The organism is Paeniroseomonas aquatica, from assembly GCF_030409335.1.
In the GTDB taxonomy this organism is placed as follows: Bacteria; Pseudomonadota; Alphaproteobacteria; order Acetobacterales; family Acetobacteraceae; genus Belnapia; species Belnapia aquatica.
On sequence record NZ_JAUFPN010000196.1, the window covers coordinates 1 to 16,113 of the forward strand.

At 71.7% G+C, this 16,113-nt stretch carries 9 protein-coding genes; 7 read left to right on the top strand and 2 right to left on the bottom strand.

The window, feature by feature from the left end:
- Positions 1-142 precede the first annotated feature (142 nt).
- Positions 143-2,197, bottom strand: a complete 2,055-nt coding sequence (locus QWZ14_RS25065; protein WP_290319721.1) for a TonB-dependent receptor plug domain-containing protein — start codon at positions 2,195-2,197, stop codon at positions 143-145.
- 1 nt (position 2,198) lies between these two features.
- Positions 2,199-2,762, bottom strand: a complete 564-nt coding sequence (locus QWZ14_RS25070) for a YfiR/HmsC family protein (RefSeq protein WP_290319723.1) — start codon at positions 2,760-2,762, stop codon at positions 2,199-2,201.
- A gap of 241 nt (positions 2,763-3,003) precedes the next feature.
- Between QWZ14_RS25070 and QWZ14_RS25075 the strand changes: the two genes are divergently transcribed.
- The 7 genes from QWZ14_RS25075 to QWZ14_RS25105 form a co-directional block, all read left to right on the top strand.
- Positions 3,004-4,806, top strand: coding sequence for a putative bifunctional diguanylate cyclase/phosphodiesterase (locus QWZ14_RS25075; protein ID WP_290319724.1), 1,803 nt, complete (start codon positions 3,004-3,006; stop codon positions 4,804-4,806).
- Positions 4,807-5,411: 605 nt separating this feature from the next.
- Positions 5,412-7,235 (top strand): glutamine--fructose-6-phosphate transaminase (isomerizing), encoded by a 1,824-nt coding sequence (gene glmS / locus QWZ14_RS25080; protein ID WP_290319725.1) that lies wholly within the window; start codon positions 5,412-5,414, stop codon positions 7,233-7,235.
- A 92-nt stretch (positions 7,236-7,327) separates the two neighbouring features.
- Complete coding sequence (locus tag QWZ14_RS25085) at positions 7,328-8,296, top strand: NAD-dependent epimerase/dehydratase family protein (RefSeq protein ID WP_290319726.1); 969 nt, start codon at positions 7,328-7,330, stop codon at positions 8,294-8,296.
- A gap of 374 nt (positions 8,297-8,670) precedes the next feature.
- Positions 8,671-13,632, top strand: a complete 4,962-nt coding sequence (locus tag QWZ14_RS25090; RefSeq protein ID WP_290319727.1) for an Ig-like domain-containing protein — start codon at positions 8,671-8,673, stop codon at positions 13,630-13,632.
- Positions 13,633-13,692: 60 nt separating this feature from the next.
- Positions 13,693-13,896: a hypothetical protein gene (locus tag QWZ14_RS25095; protein WP_290319728.1), complete on the top strand. Its 204-nt coding sequence runs from the start codon at positions 13,693-13,695 to the stop codon at positions 13,894-13,896.
- The gene (locus QWZ14_RS25100) at positions 13,893-14,786 is read left to right on the top strand and encodes an endo alpha-1,4 polygalactosaminidase (RefSeq protein WP_290319729.1); all 894 of its coding nucleotides are present in this window, start codon (positions 13,893-13,895) and stop codon (positions 14,784-14,786) included. Before QWZ14_RS25095 ends, QWZ14_RS25100 begins: the two co-directional genes overlap by 4 nt.
- On the top strand, positions 14,783-16,113 hold a 1,331-nt coding region (locus tag QWZ14_RS25105; RefSeq protein ID WP_290319730.1), incomplete at its 3' end, for a tetratricopeptide repeat protein. The genes QWZ14_RS25100 and QWZ14_RS25105, both read left to right, overlap by 4 nt.

Sequence of the window (16,113 nt, forward strand, 5' to 3'; positions counted from 1 at the left end):
GCAACTGCCTGGGAACTTCAGAGTCAGGACACTAGGCGGTCTGCGGTGGTGACCTGCGGCCCGGAGCGTCCGACGCAGTGAACCGGATCCGGTCGCCCCGGGGACGGGCGCGCATCGCCTGACCGTGACCGGCAGCCGCGGCTCAAAAATTGGCGCGCAGCGAAAGATACACGCGCCGCTCCGCCTCGAGCCCGATGCCTTGCCGCTGACGCTGCTGCACGATGTCCGAGGCCTCGAGCGCCAGGATGAACCCATTCTGGAACCGGTGGGCGACGCGCGCCGCGATGCTCAGCACATCATCCACCCGCACCGGGACATAGCCCCGCTCGGTGAAGCGGAAGCCCTGCATCGTGGTGGAGTACCGCCCGAAAAGGTCGGCCTCCCACGGCCCGCCTGCCCAGCCGAGACGGCTGGTGAGCAGGTGCCGCGGCGAGGCATGCTTGTACTCGAGCGGGGTCGGGATGAGGTCCGTGTCGGTCACCACCAGCCGGTAGCGCAGGTCGGCATCGACGCCGTGCCCGAGGCGGCTGGTGGCAGACGCCTCGGCCCCATAGGCGTGCGCGCTGCCGATGTTCATCGCCGCGCTGACCGGGAAGGGTACCCCGGGCACGAAGGCCGGCGCGCCGACCGCGAGCCCGCTGTTGAAGTCGTGATTGACCTGATAGAAGGCGGCGGCGTCGATGGTGCCGTCGATCAGCCCGACGCGGCGGCGGTAGCCGATCTCGTAGTTGTCGACGATGGTCGGCTTCAGCAGCGGCGAGCCGCTGAAGCCGAGCCCGACCGGCGACCCGACGACGCCCGGCGGGCCGAGTTGCGAGAGCGAAGGGGTGCTGATGCCCCGCGCCACGGAAAGGCGTGCGGCATCCAGCGTGCTCGGCTTCCAGACCAGGCCGAGGTTCCAGGCGAGGGTGCCCCAGTCCCGGCGATAGGCGGAGGCCGGGAAGAGGTCGGGCAGCAGGCCATAATTCGAGGCGCCGAGCCAGAGATGGTCATAGCGCAGCGCCGCCGTCGTCTCGACCTGGCTGCTGATCGCCCAGTTCCACATCAGCCCGGCGGCGCCGACGCTGAAATCGAGTCCGGTCGGGCCACGCTGCCCCTCGGTGTAGCGGTACTCGGCGAAGGGGCGCAGCGTGTGGTCGGCACCGAGCTTCATGGTGTCGCTGAGCTGCAGCACGGTGACCGACTGTTCGGCGTGCTGACGGATGGCCGGGATCTCGGCGGTTTCCGCATTGCGGTACAGCGCGGCTTCGACCAGCCCGTGCGACGTCTCGGCGGCGATCCGGCCGCGCAGGCTCCAGATCGAGCGGTCCACCTGGGCGACGGCACCGAAGGTCATCAGCTCGCCGGCGCGGACCTGGGAGTAGCTGGCGTCGAACCCGACCGCGATGCTGTCCGTCACGCGGGCCTGGCCGTCGAAGGCGATGTTCGCCCGTCGCGGGTCGGCCCGGCCACCGAACAACTGGTCGACCGTGTTGAAGCCGTGGTTCCAGTCGTGTTCCTGGCGCAGCCCGGCGGAGAGGCGGATCCCGCCCCGGGCGCCGACCGGGACGGTGGCGACGCCGCTCGCCTCGCGGTAGCCATGGCTGCCGAGGCGGACGCTCGCGGTGTTCACCCGGTCATGCAGCGGGCTGAAAGTGACGATGTTGATCACGCCGGCGGCGGCGTTGAAGCCGAAGAGTGCGCTGTTCGGACCCCGCACGACCTCGATCTGCCGGATCTCGGTCAGCTGCACCGGCAGGGTGGACCAGACCGTCTCGCCGAAGTCGTCGAGGTAGACCTGCCGCCCGTTCAGCAGCACCAGCACCCGCGGCGTCGCCGGGGTGGCGAAGCCGCGCACGCCGACCGCGTAGTCGGCGGCGTTGAACCGCTGCACGTCGAGCGAGGTGTAGCGCGCCAGCACCTCGGGGAGGTCGCGCGCGCCCGAGCGGCGGATCTGCTCGGCGGTGATGATGTCCATCGCCACCGGGACGTCCGAGGAGCGCTGCGGTTTGCCGGTCGCGCTGGTGGTGACCGGCTCGCCGAAGATCTGCTCGAGCGCGCCGAGGTCGAGGCCCTGGGAGGCCGCCGGCATGGCCCATGCGGCCAGGGCGACCACCGCCGCGGCCCGCCGCAGGCGAGGAGCTGCAAGGGGGGCGGGCACTGGCTTGGGCATGGTCGGGGTCCGGTCGTCTCGGGTGGCGGTGGCGGGATGGGGCACGTCAGCGCTCCTGGATCATCATGCGGAAGGCGGAGGAAAAGCTGACGCCGGCGCGTTGCGCGGCGGCGCGGCTGACGACGATCTCGACTCGCGGTTCGCTGCGCACCGCCATGACGACGGTGCCGCGCTCGACCGTTGTCGGATCGGTGCAGACGGTGGCGATGCCGCGGCCGAGCAGGGCCTCGGCGACCCGGGACGCCAGCGGCAGGGCGGCATCGATCAGGAAAAGCGCGGCGAAGCTCGGCTGGGCCAGGCTTTCGGCGGCGACGAGGCGCGGATGCAGCAGCAGCGGGCCGGCCCGCAGCCCCTCGCTCCCGAAGGCCTCCGCCACCCGTTCCGCCTCGGCCCGCGCTGCCGCGGAGCCGCCGGGGTAGGCGATGCCGAGTTCCGCCGTGCCGGTTGGCGGACGCTCCATGAAGCCGAGGGCCCGGGCGAGGATCAGCAGGTCACGCCGCGAGGTTTCCGCCGCCGCCGCGAGGCCCGGAAGGGTCGCGGCGGCGAGGCCGCCGAGGCGCAGGCCAAACTGCCTTCGGGTGGCGCCTGCACGCAGGCCGGTGGTCGCCATGAATGGGGATTCGCCCGTTATCCGCGCCCCTCTCTGACGGACAATGCCGAATTTTCCGTTTCCAACGGCGGCCGGGGAGGCCGCGCCCCAGCGGCATTGGCAGTCCGTTTACGTTCGCCGGCCTAAACCGGGGCGGCGGCGCGACCCTGCCGCACGGGGTGTCTCCTTGCTCAGCGCCGGTCTTGCGATCTCCCGCCTATCGAGGCTCCGCGGCGCGCTGGCGCTGCGTGCGCCGGGCTGGATGTCGACGCCCGAAGCCGGGGTCGCGCTGATGGTCACGGTCCTGGCGGGCCTCGCTGCGCTTGCCATCGCCCTGGCCCTGCCGGCCGCCTATGCCTTCGCCGTGCACGGACGGCTGCAGGGTTCGCTGGAAACCGGCGCGGCGCTGCACGCGGCCGAGGTGGTCGAGATGACGCGGCAGAACCCCGCTTTCTGGGAGTTCGACGCCCTGCAGGTCTCGGCCGGTGCCAGCGGCCCCGCCATCCGGCGGCGCGTCCTCGACTCGACCGGCCGCATGGTGATGGAAGCCGGGCCACCGGAGGGCCTGGCCTGGCCGGTGATGGCGCGGCGCGCGCCGGTGGTGGACGGTGGCCGGCTGCTGGGCGAGGCCGAGGCGGCCCGGTCGGTGCGGCCCGAGATGCTCGCCACCCTCGCGGTCGGCGGGATCTCGACGCTGTTCGGGCTGCTGGTCTTCGGCGCGTTGCGCGTCGCGCCGCTGCGGATGCTCCGCCAGGCGCTCGACCGTGCCGCCTATCTGGCGGCGCATGACCTGCTCACCGGCTTGCCGAACCGCGGCATCTTCAGCGACCGGCTGCGTCATGCGCTGGGCCAGACCCGTCGCAGCCGGCAGCAGGTCGCGGTGCTCTGCCTCGACCTCGACCGCTTCAAGGAGGTGAACGACACGCTCGGCCATGCGGCTGGCGACATGCTGCTCCGCACGGTCGCCCGCCGCCTCGGCGCCTGCGTGCGCGAGAGCGACACCGTGGCCCGGCTGGGTGGCGACGAGTTCGCCATCATCCAGCCGCAGGTGAACGGCATTGCCGAGGTGCAGGCGCTGGCACAGCGGATCGTCGAAGCCATCGAGCGGCCGATCGACCTGGACGGGCCGCATGCCTCGGTCGGCGTCAGCATCGGCATTGCCGTCGCCGGCCTCGGCAACGGCCGGTCGGCAGACCCGCTGCAGATGCTGAAGGACGCCGACTTGGCGCTCTACCAAGCAAAGGAAAGCGGCCGCGGACGGTGGAGCTTCTTTTCGCCGGAGATGAACCGCAAGCTGATGGAGCGCCGGGCGCTCGAGGCCGACCTGCGCAAGGCGCTCAGCGAAGGGCAGTTCCGCCTGGCCTACCAGCCGCAGCTGGACCTCAAGACCAAGCGCGTCACCGGGGCCGAGGCGCTGCTGCGCTGGCAACGACCGGGCTACGGCAATGTCTCCCCCGACAGCTTCATCGGCCTGGCCGAGGAAGTCGGGCTGATCGCGCAGATCGGCAATTGGGCGCTGCAGGAGGCCTGCCGCCAGGCGGTGACCTGGCCCGGTCACCTCCGGGTCGCGGTCAATGTCTCGGCGGTGCAGTTCCGCCTGCCGGGCCTCTATGAATCGGTGGCGGCAGCGCTGGCGACATCCGGGCTGCATCCCGGCCGGCTCGAGCTCGAGATCACCGAGGGCGTGCTGCTGTCCGACACGGTCGAGACGCTGGTCATGCTGGAGCGGCTGCGCTCGCTCGGCGTGAAGATCGCGATGGATGATTTCGGCACCGGCTACTCGAGCCTCGGCTACCTCCAGAAGTTCCGCTTCGACAAGATCAAGATCGACCGCAGCTTCGTGCGGCACCTGGGCGAGAACATCGATGCCGAGGCCATCGTCCGTGCGGTGGTGGGCATGTCGCGCACCCTCGGCATCCGCTCGAACGCCGAAGGCGTCGAGAGTCAGGAGCAGGCTGATCTGCTGGCCTCGGAAGGCTGCATGGAGGTGCAGGGCTACCTCTTCGGCAAGCCGATGACGGCAGACGACTTCGCCGAATTCCTCAAGGTTGGCGGCAGCGGCTGACGCCCGCGCCAGAAGGGCCGGACCTGCGAAGGCCAACCATCCGGCATCATGCAGGATGCGACATCGGTGATGGCCGGCGAACCTACTCTCACGCGCAGCAGAGCCACTGGTGGCACCGCGTTCAGATCGCACCGCCGGCCTTACCACGACGGACGATGGATGCCGCCGAGGATGGCTCGAGCAGGAGCGCCGACAGGGCAGGGCGGGGGAGGCCCGGCGGCAAAGCCCCGTCCCGCTGCAAGATCCGAGGTTCATTGCAACACGTCAACGTGTCGATAAAGCACCGATCCAGTCGTTGCGAACGGGTGCCTCGCTTGGTAACCACAAAAAAAGAGATTTGTCGCAAAACATGGATATCAGGCCGGTGCCGCAGTCCTGTTGTCTGCAGTCCCGCTGCGTCAATTGGCCCGCCCAGCCCTGCCACGCTGAACGCCGCGGCCAGCGCCCAGCGGCCAAGCCGGGAGGCTTGGCACGCTGCAGGCCGCAAGTCGGTCCGGGACCGGCCTTGGCGCCCCGTCCCTGGGCGCATCGGCGACGGGCGGCTCCGGCGGCCGCAAGACAGACGGTCTCTGAGTTGATCTGGTTCTTCGAAGGGGTTCAGCCTGATGTGCGGCATCGTTGGGGTCGTGGGCAAGGCGAAGGCGGCGCCGTTGCTGCTGGAGGCGCTGCGGCGCCTGGAATACCGCGGCTATGACAGCGCGGGCATCGCCACCCTGGTCGACGGCGACGTCGACCGTCGCCGCGCCGAAGGCAAGCTCGGCAATCTGGTCGCGGTGCTGGAGCGAGAGCCGCTGGCCGGCACCACCGGCATCGGCCATACCCGATGGGCGACCCATGGCGCGCCCACCGAGCGCAACGCCCATCCGCACAGCACGCGGCGGGTCAGCGTCGTGCACAACGGCATCATCGAGAACCATGCCGAGCTGCGCGGCGAACTCGAAGGCAGGGGCGCCGTCTTCGAAACCGAGACGGATACCGAGACCTTCGTCCGCCTGCTCGATGACCTGTTGGCGAACGGGCTGGACCCCAGGGCGGCTTTCTCCGCCGCCCTCAAGCGGGTGCAGGGCGCCTTCGCGCTGGCCGCCATCTTCAGCGGCTATCCGCAGCTGCTGATGGCCGCCCGGCAAGGCGCGCCGCTGGCGGTCGGCTGCGGCGAGGGCGAGATGTTCGTCGGCTCCGACGCCCTGGCCCTCGCCCCGCTGACCCGCCGCATCGCCTACCTCGAGGAAGGCGACTGGGCGGTGCTGGACGGCGACGGCGTTGCCTTCTTCGACCTGCGGGACAATGCGGTCGAGCGCCAGGTCGTGGTCACCGCGGTCTCGGGGGCCGTGGTCGGCCGCGGCAACTACCGGCACTTCATGGAGAAGGAGCTGCACGAGCATCCCGCGGTGCTCGGCGACACGCTGCGGCAGTACCTCGACCCGAAGACGCTGGAGGTGCGCCTGCCGCGGCTGCCCTTCGACCCGGCGAAGGTCTCCGGGCTGACCGTCTCGGCCTGTGGGAGCGCCTTCCTCGCGGGGTCCGTCGGGCGGTACTGGATCGAGCAGCTGGCGCGACTGCCGGTCCATGCCGACGTCGCCTCCGAATTCCGCTACCGCAACCCGCCCCTGGCGGAGGGCGGCGCCGCCATCCTCGTCTCCCAGTCGGGCGAGACCGCGGACACCATGGCGGCGCTGAAGCTGCTGAGGGAAGGCGGGCAGCGGGTGCTGTCGGTGGTCAACGTGCCGGAATCCTCCATGGCGCGGGAGAGCCATGGCGCGCTGCTGACGGTCGCCGGGCCCGAGATCGGCGTCGCCTCGACCAAGGCCTTCACCGCCCAGCTCGCGGTGCTCGCCTGCCTCGCCATCGGCTTCGGTCGTGCCCGGCGCGAACTCTCGACGCTGGACGAGGGAAGGCTGACCCAGGCGTTGCTGGAAATCCCCGGCCAGGCCGCGCAGGTGCTGGAGAAGGATGCGCAGGTCCGCGAACTGGCGGCGGTGGTCGCCGAGGCGCGCGACGTGCTCTTCCTCGGGCGCGGCAGCCTCTATCCCATCGCGTTGGAGGGGGCGCTGAAGCTGAAGGAGATCAGCTACATCCACGCCGAGGGCTATGCCGCCGGCGAGATGAAGCACGGGCCCATCGCGCTGATCGACTCCCTGGTCCCGGTGATCGCGCTGTGCCCCTCTGGCCCGCTGTTCGAGAAGACCGCGAGCAACCTGCAGGAGGCCGCGGCGCGCGGCGGGCGGATACTCGCCTTCACCGATGCCGAGGGCGTGGCCCCGCTCAGCCGCTTTGCCGAGCGGGTGATCGAGCTGCCGCAGGTGGCGGAGATCTCGACGCCGATCCTCTACGCCATCGCGGTGCAGCTGCTCGCCTATCACGTGGCGGTGCTGCGGGGCACCGACGTGGACCAGCCGCGCAACCTGGCCAAGAGCGTGACGGTGGAATGAGCCCGGGAAAGCCGCCGGGCCCGCGTCGCAGGCCGCGCCGGCGACAGGCCTAGGCGCGGCGAGCCACCTCCTTCATCACGGAGTCCACACCCATGTCCCTCTACGTCGTCACCGGCGGTGCCGGCTTCATCGGATCGCATCTGGTCGACATGCTGCTGGCGCAGGGCCATGCCGTGCGGGTCCTCGACGATCTCTCGACAGGCCACCGCGAGAACCTCGACGCGCGGGCCGAACTGCTGGTCGGCGACGTCGCGGATGCCGCCCTGGTGCGACGGGCTTTCGAGGGTGCCGATGGCGTCTTCCACCTGGCCGCCATCGCCAGCGTCGCACGCTCCAACCAGGACTGGATCGGCACCCACCGCACCAATCTGGGCGGCACTGTGGCCGTGCTGGACGGCGCGCGTGCCGCGGGCGCCATCCCGGTCGTCTTTGCGTCATCGGCCGCCATCTACGGCGACCAGGGCGAGGTCATGATCGACGAGCGGGCGGTCCCCAGGCCCAGCACCGCCTATGGCGCCGACAAGCTCGGCTCCGAGCTGCATGCCCGAGTCGCCTTCGGCGTGCACGGCGTGCCAACGCTGGGCTGCCGGTTCTTCAATGTTTTCGGCCCCCGGCAGGACCCGGCCTCACCCTATTCGGGCGTCATCTCGATCTTCGCGGCGCGGATCGCGGCGGGCCTGCCGCTGACCCTGCACGGGGACGGGCAGCAGACCCGGGATTTCGTCTACGTCGAGGATGTGGTCCGCCACCTGCTGGCCGGCATGGCGGTCCTGCAGGAGGCGCCGCAGGCGGTGGTCCTGAATGTCTGCACCGGCCGGGCGACCTCGATCCTGGACCTTGCGCGGACCCTGGCACGGCTCGACGGCAGGCCGCTTGCCATGAGCTTCGGCCAGGCGCGGGCCGGCGACATCCGGGCATCGCTGGGCCATCCCGGCAAGGCGACCGCCATGCTCGGCGTGCGGGCGACGAAGAGCCTGGAGGCGGGGCTACGGGTCACCGCCAGGGCCTTGACGAGGTCGAGTTCGACGCCGGCGCCAGAAATGGGCGCCGGACCGGCCTGAGCCGCACCGCCTGCGCGTCGCGGCTCCGTCCAGGTCCGCACCTTGGAAAATTGACGGGTCCCGCTAAACGCCAGAAGGGCGTCTGCTGCGACCCCTGCACCGACGCCAGGGCGTCGATCCCGGCGCAGGGCGGCAGGTGACCGCCAAGGCTGCGCCGCATCCCCTGTGGCATAGCCTGCGGTCCGTTCCAGCGCGTCGATCCCCGCGAAAGCGACGCCCAGGGCCACCCCCGCCCACGCCCGGCAGGGCAGCGGCACATGGCGCCCTGCGTATCAATCGTTTAACAGAATTATTGTTAAATCGCAAAAACGTGGCGTGAGAAGAGTCTCATTGTTGAGTACAGCCTGACCTTCCGCTGCCGAGACGAGGGCTACATGAGCATTGTCATCAACGGTCGACGCGATCCCGGCGAATGGAGCGCCGCCACGCGGCTCGACCGCCCGGGCGCCAGCCCGGACGGCTATGCCCTCTACGGCACGATCGAGGGCGACGCCTTCGTGTTCCGGCTCGAGAGCACCCTGCCCATCGGGGTCAACACCACGCTCTGGCTCAACGCCGATGGCAGCACGGCCACGGGCTACCCGATTTTCGACTGGCTCGGCGCCGGGGCCGACTTCAATATCAACTTCGTCCCGGATGCGCAGGGCATGGCGGCCCCTTCGCTCTTCACGGGTGCCTCCGGCCAGACCCTGGTCGGCGCGATCACCGAATTCGCCTATTCGGCGGATGGGACGGCGGCGGAGTTCCGGGTCCCCCTGGCGCTGCTCAACCTGACCTCGGCGCCGGCGAGCACCGCCCTCTATGCCGACGTCAACGACACCACCTTCCTCCCGGGCGACTATACGCTGCCGCCCCTCACGATCGTGGACCCCGCGGTCCTGCCGGCCCGCACCGAGGCGGGCCACCGCATCGGCATCGTCTATTCCACGACGACCGCCGCCAGGTTCTTCGATGCGACCGCCTATGCCGATCTCTTCATGGCGGCGCAGAACCAGGCGCGGATGGCCGGGATTCCCTTCGACCTCCTGACCGAGGACGACCTCACCGACCTCGCCAAGCTCGTCAACTACGACACGCTGGTCTTTCCCTCCTTCGCCAACGTGCCGCTGGCGAAGCTGGCCGCCATCCGGGCCAACCTGGACACCGTCGTCTACCAATACGGCACCGGCCTGGTCACCGCCGGCAACTTCATGACCAACGACGAGAACGGCGGGGCATTGGCCGGCAATTCCTACGCCAGCATGAAGATGCTGCTCGGCCTGGACCGGGTCGGCGGCGGCAATTTCAATGAGGTCGCGGTGACCGCCGCAGCCACGGCCAACCCGGTCATGGCCGGCTATGCCGAAGGCGAGGTGATCCGCGACTATATCAAGCCCGCCACCGCCACCCTGGGCATCGGCACGCAGTGGTTCACACCGGTCACGGCTGATGCTGCCGTCCTCGCCGTCCAGACCATCGATGCGGTCTCCCATCCGGCGGTCATCGCCACCGTGACCGGCGGCCGGAACGTGCATTTCGCCACCGAGGGCATGCTGGCCGACAACAACATGCTGGCGCATGCCATCGACTGGTCGGCGCAGGACCCGGCGGTGCCGGGGGCGAAGCTGCAGATGAGCCGCCAGGCCGTCATCGTCGCCTCGCGCAGCGACATGGATGAGGCGATGCAGCCGGACGAGGTGAAGCCCGCGACCGGCCCGGGGATCTACGACAAGCTGCTGCCCCTGCTCGATGCCTGGAAGGCCGCCTACGACTTCGTCGGCTCCTACTACATCGACGTCGGCGACAGCACGAACGGCACCGGCACGGACTGGGCCGTCTCGAAACCCTACTACCTGCAGCTCCTGGCCATGGGCAACGAGATCGGCTCGCATTCGATCACCCATCCGGAGGACACCAACCTCCTGACCGCCGCCCAGCTGCAGGCCGAGTTCCAGCAGTCCAAGGCGATCATCGAGCAGAACCTCGGCATCCAGGTCCTCGGCGCCGCCATCCCCGGGGCGCCCGAGAAGCTGCCGGTGTCCGAGGCGGTGATGCAGTATTACTCCTACCTGACCGGCGGCAATACCGCGGTCGGCGCCGGCTATCCCGGCGCCTTCGGCAGCCTGGCACCGACCGGTACCGGCGGCGTCTACATCGCGCCGAACATCTCCTCCGACTTCTCCCTGGTCGGCTTCAAGCAGCTGACGGCGGCGCAGGCGCTCATCGCCTGGAAGGCCGAATGGCAGGACGTGGTCTCGCATGCCGACCTGCCGGTGGTGGTCTGGCCCTGGCACGATTATGGCCCCACCAACTTCCTGAACGAGCCCAGCCAGACCTACACCGAGCAGATGTTCACGGACTTCATCAAGTTCGCCTATGACGCAGGCTCGGAGTTCGTGACCCTGGCCGACCTGGCGCAGCGCATCGCCGCTTACCAGGCCGCCTCCCTCGCCACCAGCCTGGTGGATGCCGACACCATGCAGGTGACCGTGAGCGCGAGCGGTTCGCTCGGCGCCATGGCGGTCGACCTGGACCCCGGCACCAGTATCAAATCGGTCGCCGGCTGGTACGCCTACGACACCGACAGCGTCTTCCTGCCGGCCACGGGGGGCAGCTTCACCGTGGACCTCGGCCCGGTCGCGGACGACGTCACCCACATCACCGCCCTGCCGATGCGGGCGCAGCTGCTCTCGGTTACCGGCGACGGCCGCAACATCGCCTTCTCCGTCTACGGCGAGGGCTCGGTCGCCATCGATCTCGCCGCGCCCGGCAACAAGTATGTCCTGGTCAGCGGCGCGGCGACGCGTGGGCTGGCCGGCGAGATCCTGACGCTCGACCTCGGCGCCATCGGCCGGCACGACGTCTCGGTGCAGCTGCTCGACCCGGTGCCGCCGGCGGGGACGGTGACCGGCCTCAGCCTCTCGACCGACAGCGGCGCCGATGCCCAGGACTTCATCACCAATGTCGCGGCGCAGACCCTCACCGGCACGATCGACGTCGCGCTGGCGGCCGGCGATGTCGTGAAGGTCTCGCTCGACGGCGGCGCAAGCTGGTCGGCGGCGACGGCAGCCGTCGGCGGCACCAGCTTCTCGCTGGCGGGCGTGCTGCCGGCCGGCGGCGGGGTCCTGCAGGCGCGGGTGGAAAGCCTCTTCGGCCTCGCCTCGGCGACCTGGTCGCAGCCCTATGTGCTGGACACGGCGGCACCGGCCGGCACCGCGGCCTTCCTCGCCATGACCCAGGACAGCGGCACGGCCGGCGACTGGATCACCAACGACGGCACGGCCGGGCGGACCGTGAGCGGCACGCTCCCCACGCCGCTGGCCGCCGATGAGGCGCTGCAGATCTCCGTCAACGGCGGCGCGAGCTGGATCGGCGCGACCGTGGACGGCACCGCCTGGAGCGTGACCGACCCGCTGGCGCATGCCGCGAACTGGACCATCCAGGCCCGCCTCGTGGATCTCGCCGGCAATGCCGGGCCGGTCGTCAGCCGGGCGGTCACCTACGATGCCGACGCACCGGCCACGACCGTCCGCATCGCGGCCATGACCCGGGACAGCGGCACGGCGGGCGACTTCGTCACCAACGACGGCAGCGCCCTGCGGTCGGTCACCGGCACGCTGTCGGCGGCGCTGGCCCCTGATGAGACGCTGCAACTCTCCTTCGACGGCGGGGCCAGCTGGACCAGGGCCACCGCCGCCGGGACGGGCTGGTCGGCGGTCGATCCAGGCGTGCATGCCGGAAGCTGGAGCATCCAGGCCCGGGTGCAGGATCTGGCGGGCAATGCCGGCCCCCTCGCCAGCCAGGCGGTGACCTTCGACACGGCGGCGCCGGCACAGGTCGTGGGCATCGCCGCCATGACCCGGGACAGCGGCCTGGCCGGGGATTGGATCACCAACGACGGCGCCGCCGGACGCACGGTCAGCGGCACGCTCTCCGGCGGCCTTGCCGTCGGCGAGACGCTGCAGCTCTCCTTCGACGGCGGGACGAACTGGACCGCCGCGGCCGTGAGCGGTACCGGCTGGAGCGCGGTGGACCCGCTGGCGCATGCCGCGAATTGGACCATCCAGGCCCGCGTCACCGATGCCGCGGCCAATGTCGGTCCCGTCGTCAGCCAGGCCGTGACCTACGACAGGACCGCCCCGACCGAGACGGTGAGGGTCCTCGGCATGACCCGGGACAGCGGCATCGCCGGGGACTGGATCACCAATGACGGGGCCGCCGGACGGACCGTCACCGGCTCGCTCTCGATCGCGCTCGCGGCGGACGAGGCACTGCAGCTTTCCTTCAACGGGGGCGGCAGCTGGGTGAACGCCGCGGTCGGCGGCACCGGCTGGAGCGCGGTGGACCCGCTGGCGCATGCCGCCAGCTGGAGCATCCAGGCCCGGGTCGTCGACCTCGCCGGCAATGCCGGCCCGCTGGCCGCGCAGGCGGTGACCTACGACGTGACGCCGCCGACCAAGACCGTCCGCATCGCGTCCATGACCAAGGACAGCGGCACCGCGGGCGACTTCCTGACCAATGACGGCAGCGCCGGACGCACGGTCTCCGGCACGCTGTCGTCGGGTCTCGCCACCGGTGAATCCCTGCAGCTCTCCTTCGACGGTGGGGCGGCCTGGACCGCGGTCACCCCGGTGGGAACCGGCTGGTCGGTGCAGGACCCCACGGCCCATGCCGCCAGCTGGACCCTCCAGGCGCGCGTCCTGGATGCCGCCGGAAACGGTGGTCCGCTCGCGGCCAAGCTCGTGACCTATGACGCCACCCCCCCGGCCGCGGCCGCGATCACCTCCGTCGCCACCCTGCAGGTCGCCGGGACGGCGGAGGCCGGCAGCACGGTGGCCGTCTACGACGGGTCGCTCCTGCTCGGCCGGGCGACGGCATCAGCGACCGGGAACTGGTCGGTCCTGACCCTGCTGTTCGATACGGTCCACAGCATGACCGCGACGGTCACCGACCGGGCCGGGAACCCGGGGCCCGGGTCGGCGCCGACCCTCGTCGGCAGCAGCCGGGCGGATACGCTCCTCGGCACCGCGGCCGGGGATACCCTGCTGGGCAATGGCGGCAACGACGTGCTCGAGGGCGGTGCCGGCAACGACCGGCTCACCGGCGGCTCCGGCGCCGATACCTTCCTGATGCGGGCCGGCAGCGGCCACGACATCGTCACCGATTTTGCCGCCGGCGGCTTCTTCCACGATGCGCTGCGGCTGCTCGGCTACGGTCTCACCAGCTTCGATGCGGTCATGGCGCGCACGGTGCAATCGGGCACCAGCACCGTCATCACCCTCGATGCCGCGGACAGCGTGACCCTGCTGAACCTCTCGAAGGCGAGCCTGGTGGCGAATGACTTCCTCTTTGCCTGAGACGGCCGTGCCGCGCGGCGGCGCGGCATGGTCGGCACACCACTGCGCGGGATCTGAGCCATGACAACGACAGAAGCGGGGCGCCGCAGCCCGGAAGGCGAGGCTGCACCCGGGCCCACCACGGCGGATACCGCGGCCGGCTCCGGCTCGGGGCCCGCGGCGACGGCCGCTCCGGATCGGGCCTCCTGGTCCAGCCAGGTGGCGCAGTACCTGCGCGCCAATCCCGGCCTGCTGGCGCCGGGCAGCGGGGCAGGGCGGTCGTGACCCAGGCATCCGCCGCACGTCCGGTCTCGGCCCGCGGGCGACGCCCGTTGCTCGGCAGCCTCGCCTGGGCTCGGGCCGCCCTGCTGGCCGCGACCGCCGGCCCGGCGGCGGCGCGGGCGGGCCGGCGGGACCCGCGCCTGCTGGTGTACTACGGCAGCGCCGGGCAGGCGGCGATCGCGCACTACGACATCGCGGTCCTCGACAGCGCTATCGCCGCCGACCTCCAGGCCAGCTGCGCCCCCGGCGGCCTGCTGCTCGGCTATCTCAGCCTCGGCGAGGTGCATGGCGGCCGGGACTATGCCCCGGCGCTGCAGCGCGAGGGGCTGCTGCTGGAGCCCAACCCGAATTGGCCGGAGGCGCGGCTGCTCGACCTGCGCGCGCCGCGCTGGCGCGAGCGGGTGGTGGAGGAGCTAGTGCCCGGCATCCTGGCGCGCGGCTTCGGCGGGCTGTTCTTCGACACGCTGGACAATGCCGAGGCGCTGGAGCGCCGCGACCCCGCCCGCTTCGCCGGCATGACCGAGGGCGCCGCCGAGCTGGTGCGCGCCGTGCGCCGGCGCTTCCCGCGCGTGCCGCTGATGCTCAACCGCGGCTATGCCGTGCTGCCGCGCATCGCCGGGCAGTTCGACATGCTGCTCGGCGAATCCGTGCGGGCCACCTTCGACGCCGCCGCCGGCACCTACCGCCTGATGCCGCCGGACGGCTACGCCTGGCAGGTGGAGCAGATGCGCGCGGCGCAGCGGCGCGACCGCCAGCTGCGGCTGTTCTCCCTCGACTACTGGGATCCCGAGGACCGGGAGGGCTGCGCGCGGCTCTATGCCACGCAGCGGGCCAACGGCTTCCTGCCTTACGTCGCCACCTTCGACCTGACCAGGATCGTGCCCGAGACATGACGGCGCTTGCCCTGCAGTCGCGGACGCGGCTGCCGATCGTCCTCTTCGGCCTCGCCGCGGCGGCGGCAAGCCTCGCCCTCATGCCGCGCGGGCAGGAGCTGGCCCAGATGCACCTCGAGGCAGGCGACACCCGGCAGGCCCTCGCCATCCTCGAGGCGAGGCTGGCGGCGGGCGACCGGTCCTCGGCCACCATCGCCGCCGTCGCGCGGGCGCGCGCCGGCACCGGCGACCTCGCGGGCGCCGCGCGCCTGCTGGAGGAGCTGCTGGCGGCGCGGCCACGCGACGCCGCGGTGCTGTCGGCGCTGGCCGAGCTGCAGCGCCGTGCCGGCCAGACCGAGGCGCTGGTCCGCAGCCTGGAGCGGTTGCAGGCGCTGGCGCCGGACGACCGCCGGCTGCGGGAGCTGGCGCAGCTCTATGCCGCCTCCGGACGGCGGCCGGACCAGCGGCTGGCCCTGCGCCGACTGGTTGAGCATCGGGCGGCCGAGGTGGCGGACTACCTCGCCCTCGCCAGGCTGGAGGCGGCACTGGAGGATCCGGCCGCCGGCGCCGCGGTGCTGCGGACCCTCGCCCAGCGCCGCCCGCAGGGGGTGGACACCAGCATCGTCGGGCTGGAGCTGCAGCTGCTCGCAGCCGCCGGCCAGGCCGAGCCGGCGCTGCTCCGCGCCCGGGACTGGCTGCGCGGCCGGAGCGACCTGGCGGAGGCGGCCGCGCAGCTGGCCGGGAGCCTCGGCGCGGGCGGGCGGCCGGAGCTGGCCGTGGCGCTGCTGCGCCCGCTCGCCGAGACCGTGGCGGGACCCCGCCTGGTCGCCGCCCTGGCCCAGGCCGAGAGCGATGCCGGCAATCCGGCCGCGGCGCTGGCGCGGCTGGAGCGGCTCGACCCGGAGGGCGAGGGGGCGGCACGTCCGGCGGCGCTGCTGCGGCTTCGCCTGGCCCTCGCCTCCGGCGATCTCGGCCAGGCCATGGCCGCGGCCGGGCGGCTGGGCTGGGCCGAGACGCCGGAGGAGCTCCTGCAGCGCCTCGCCGCGCGTGCCCTGGCCGACCGCGATGCGGCCGCCCTGCGGCGGATCGCCGATCTCGGCGCGGCGCGGCTGGTCGGCCCCCCGGTGCTCGCCGCCCGCCTCTGGCTCGCCCTGGGCGAGCGGGAGGCCGCGCGGGGCTGGAGCGAGCGGGCCGCGGCGGCGCTGGCCGGCCAGCCGGAGCAGGCGATGCAGCTCGCCGAGGTGGAACTGGCGCTCGGCCGGCCCGACCGGGCCGCGGGTTTGCTGCTCGGGGCCATCGGCGATCCGGCGCTGCCGCCGGCGGCGCTGCGCCCGGCAGCCGGCCTGCT

Coding starts and splice junctions, on each gene's coding strand:
- QWZ14_RS25070 (WP_290319723.1), bottom strand. CDS start 2,762: ATGGCGACCACCGGCCTGCGTGCAGGCGCCACCCGAAGGCAGTTTGGC.
- QWZ14_RS25075 (WP_290319724.1), top strand. CDS start 3,004: ATGTCGACGCCCGAAGCCGGGGTCGCGCTGATGGTCACGGTCCTGGCG.
- glmS (WP_290319725.1), top strand. CDS start 5,412: ATGTGCGGCATCGTTGGGGTCGTGGGCAAGGCGAAGGCGGCGCCGTTG.
- QWZ14_RS25085 (WP_290319726.1), top strand. CDS start 7,328: ATGTCCCTCTACGTCGTCACCGGCGGTGCCGGCTTCATCGGATCGCAT.
- QWZ14_RS25090 (WP_290319727.1), top strand. CDS start 8,671: ATGAGCATTGTCATCAACGGTCGACGCGATCCCGGCGAATGGAGCGCC.
- QWZ14_RS25095 (WP_290319728.1), top strand. CDS start 13,693: ATGACAACGACAGAAGCGGGGCGCCGCAGCCCGGAAGGCGAGGCTGCA.